The organism is Weissella sp. DD23 (assembly GCF_001579105.1).
Classification (GTDB): Bacteria; Bacillota; Bacilli; order Lactobacillales; family Lactobacillaceae; genus Weissella; species Weissella cibaria.
Map to the genome: position 1 here is coordinate 11,774 of NZ_KQ970397.1, position 3,418 is coordinate 15,191.

A 3,418-nucleotide genomic window follows, 5' to 3' on the forward strand; every position below is an offset into this window, starting at 1 on the left:
GCTGGCCGAAACATTTGCGGGCAATTGATTTAGCAACATTTGTAACGTGGTGGAGTATCGAATCGATGACGTTTCAAATTTGGCATCAATCAATTTTAGCGCCAATTTTATTGATGTTTGTCCTCTGGGGCATTGGCATCGCTCTGTATCAAGGTTTTGTGCGCGAAACGTTTGAGACGCGCAAATTCTGGATTATGTGGTGGCGCGTTGTTGGTCTGGGCAGCTTTGTAGTAATGATTGCAATGGCAATCTTTGCTTTTGTTGTGACGAAATAGAAAGAGATAATAATTATGGAAAAAATTGAAGGTTACGTTAAGACCTGGAATGCTGATAATGGCTTTGGTTTTATTGAATTGAAGGGTGAAGAGGATGTCTTCGTCCACTTTTCAGCAATCGAGACACCTCGTGTTCGTGATTTAGAAGTTGGTGAACCGGTCAAGCTAGTTGTCGTACAGGGCGTTCGTGGTCCACAAGCAGCGGCTGTTGAGGTTAAAGTGACTGGGGAGGCATAACATGGCATCACAATATGACGATAAGTTTCGTGAGCGCGTTATTTCTGAAGAGGAACAATATGACGGTCATATCGTTCGGGTAACCGAGCAGACGGTTGTTTTGCCAGACGGTCGCCAAGCTAAGCGTGATGTTGTTTATCATGCCGACGCAATTGGTGTATTAGCTTTGACCGCCGATGATGAAATGATTCTGGAACGTCAATGGCGTGCGCCTGTCAAAAAAGTGACACTGGAGATACCAGCCGGTAAAATGGATGACCGTGATACGGATCCGTTAGATACGGTTAATCGTGAGTTAAATGAAGAAACGCGGTTACAAGCGGGCCACGTCGAAAAAATCGCCGGTTTTTATACGTCGATTGGGTTCGCGGATGAATTCATGACGCTGTATTTAGCGACTGATTTGGTGCCAGTCGGAACCGAACTGCCACAAGATGACGATGAGCAAATCGATTTAGTGACTGTTGACTTTGCTGAGGCAACACGTTTGTTTGAAGCAGGCGAACTTGATGACGGTAAGACCGCAATGGCTTATTTGTACTGGAAGACGCTTCGTTTGGCAGGTAAGTAATATGTTTTGGCGGAAGGAAAAGACCCCTCAAGGTCCAGCTGATTATACGACCGATGGCAATGACGATGGGCTAGGGAGCGTACCGTTACAGTCGCAACCTGAGCAAGTAAACGATCATTTAACGCGGCGAGAGTATCGGTTATCGGGTAAGGGCCGTTATGAACTCGACCCGATAACGCATGAATTGACGCCGGTTGGGAAATCTGCCCGGTTAAAGCATCGACTTAATCTCGCGATTATTGTGTTAGTGGTGTTAATCATTGTGACTTATTTAATATTATTTTTGTTGTAGTAGAGTGATTTTGAAAGTGAGAGTTTAACAAATATGCGTTATGGAATTATTAATGCCATGGCTGAAGAAAAAGCAGCCTTGGTAGCAGCAATGACGGACGAAAAGCAGACGACAATTGCCGGCAAACTTTTTCACCATGGTAAGATTGGCAACGTTGATGTTGTTGTGGTTGAGTCAGGAATTGGGAAGGTCGCGTCAGCATTGACGACAACTTTGTTAATCACAAACTTTGCGGTTGATGCCGTGATTAATTCTGGATCAGCTGGCGCATTGGGGGCTGACTTACGCATCGGGGATGTTGTGGTCGCATCAGAATTGGCCTACGCCGACGCAGATGCCCGTGCATTTGGGTATGTTTACGGGCAAGTACCACAACAACCAGCACGCTTCGTGACGGATGCAGACTTATCAGCAGGCTTGGCAGCTGTGTACGGTGATGTGACAGATGCCCGTTTGGTTCGTGGCTTGATTGTGACGAGTGATTCATTTATCTCTGGCGAAGAGCAAAAGCAAACAATTTTGGCAAACTTTGCTGATGCACAATCTGCTGAGATGGAAGGTGCGTCAATTGCCCAAGTGGCACATTACTTCGATGTACCATTTGCAGTTGTTCGCGCTATCTCAGATAATGCAAATGGTGAGGCTGGCCCAACGTTTGACGAATTTATCGTCGATGCTGGTAAGCAATCAGCACAAGTGTTGATAGATTTCTTCAACAAGCAATAACAATGGCTAAAGAGCAACGTTGCACGATGATGCAACGTTGCTTTTTTCGGATGATGACAATCCTGCGACCATACAGGTTGTGTCATAACGGGTTATAATAGTTGTTAAGCACATTAACTTACAAAAAGTACACCTTTTTATTTCCATTTCAAAAATAGTTCTGTTATTCTAATATCATTCATTAAGAGAATTACATGAAACGAAGGAGCATCCGAATATGACTATCCGTGGAATTCACCACTTGACGACGATTACGTCAGATTCACCAAAGATTTTTGATTTCTTTTCAGGGGTTTTGGGTCTTCACTTGATCAAGAAGACCGTTAACCAAGATGACGTACGTACGTACCACTTGTACTTTACTGATGATATGGGATCAGCTGGAACGGTTTTGACGTTCTTCGACTTCCCAGGTATCAATAAGGCCATCCACGGTACGGATGAAATTACGCGTACGGCGTTCCGTATTCCTTCAGACGCTTCATTTGATTACTGGATTAAGCGTTTTGATGAATTCGGTGTTAAGCACGACGCAGAAACTCACGAAGAGTTTGGTGTAAAGTACTTGGACTTTGAGGACTTCGACGGACAATTGTACGCTTTGGAGTCAAACGAAAAGAACACGGGTACTTGGGCTGAAGGTACGCCATGGCAATATTCATCAGTTGATCCACAACACGCTGTACTTGGTTTGGGTGCACAATTGTTGACGATTAACAATGAAAACGCTATGCACATGGTTTTGACGTCTGTTTTGGGCGCTAAGGAAGTTGCCCGCGACGGCGACGATGTTTTGTACGAGTTTGACAATGCCGGATTCGGTGGTCAAGTACACACGCGTTTGGTACGTTTGTTGCCACGTGGTTTGCAAGGTTATGGAAATGCGCACCACTTTGCCTTGGCAGTTGATGATGAAACGGCTTTGAACTTCTGGATCAACCGTTTGCGTCAATTGGGCTTCCAAGACTCTGGATTCGTGGATCGTTTCTACTTCAAGTCAGAGTACTTCCGTCCAACGCCAGGAATCTTGTTCGAAATCGCTACGAACGGACCAGGATTCTTGCAAGACGAGACGTACGAAGAGGCTGGTCACCACTTGGAGTTGCCACCATTCTTGGAAAACATGCGTGATGAAATTGAAGCTGGATTGATTCCATTCAACTCATCAAACGATGATTTGCCTTCACCAGAGGTGTTCAAGAAGAACGTTTCTGATAACGCAGAAAACTAATGATTATTTTGAAGCAGGAAGCAAGCTAAAACTTGGTTCCTGCTTCTTTTTTGCAAATTGGGTACACTAAAAGTACGAAAAATAGG

Annotated in this window: 6 protein-coding genes; all 6 read left to right on the forward strand. The window is 44.7% G+C overall.

Translation table 11 applies throughout. The features are described 5' to 3' along the window. The coding region (locus WEIDD23_RS09965) for a DUF3397 family protein (protein WP_062358953.1) at window positions 1–275 on the forward strand (275 nt) is incomplete at its 5' end. A gap of 24 nt (window positions 276–299) precedes the next feature. Further along, window positions 300–512 carry a cold-shock protein gene (locus WEIDD23_RS09970; RefSeq protein WP_343109541.1) on the forward strand — a complete coding sequence of 71 codons (213 nt, stop codon included), beginning with the start codon at window positions 300–302 and terminating at the stop codon, window positions 510–512. A gap of 1 nt (window position 513) precedes the next feature. After that, on the forward strand, window positions 514–1,083 hold the full coding sequence (locus WEIDD23_RS09975; protein ID WP_010373380.1) for an NUDIX hydrolase: 570 nt from the start codon (window positions 514–516) through the stop codon (window positions 1,081–1,083). Between the two features lies 1 nt (window position 1,084). Then, window positions 1,085–1,375, forward strand: coding sequence for a hypothetical protein (locus WEIDD23_RS09980; protein ID WP_010373378.1), 291 nt, complete (start codon window positions 1,085–1,087; stop codon window positions 1,373–1,375). A gap of 33 nt (window positions 1,376–1,408) precedes the next feature. Beyond that, entirely contained in the window at window positions 1,409–2,101 is a 693-nt protein-coding gene (locus tag WEIDD23_RS09985) for a 5'-methylthioadenosine/adenosylhomocysteine nucleosidase (protein ID WP_010373376.1), read from the forward strand. 217 nt (window positions 2,102–2,318) lie between these two features. Further along, the gene (locus WEIDD23_RS09990; RefSeq protein WP_010373374.1) at window positions 2,319–3,332 is read left to right on the forward strand and encodes a VOC family protein; all 1,014 of its coding nucleotides are present in this window, start codon (window positions 2,319–2,321) and stop codon (window positions 3,330–3,332) included. Window positions 3,333–3,418: the final 86 nt, after the last annotated feature.

Bases quoted from the DNA above. Each gene is read 5' to 3' on its own strand.
- WEIDD23_RS09975 (WP_010373380.1), top strand. From the start codon at position 514: ATGGCATCACAATATGACGATAAGTTTCGTGAGCGCGTTATTTCTGAA.
- WEIDD23_RS09980 (WP_010373378.1), top strand. From the start codon at position 1,085: ATGTTTTGGCGGAAGGAAAAGACCCCTCAAGGTCCAGCTGATTATACG.
- WEIDD23_RS09985 (WP_010373376.1), top strand. From the start codon at position 1,409: ATGCGTTATGGAATTATTAATGCCATGGCTGAAGAAAAAGCAGCCTTG.
- WEIDD23_RS09990 (WP_010373374.1), top strand. From the start codon at position 2,319: ATGACTATCCGTGGAATTCACCACTTGACGACGATTACGTCAGATTCA.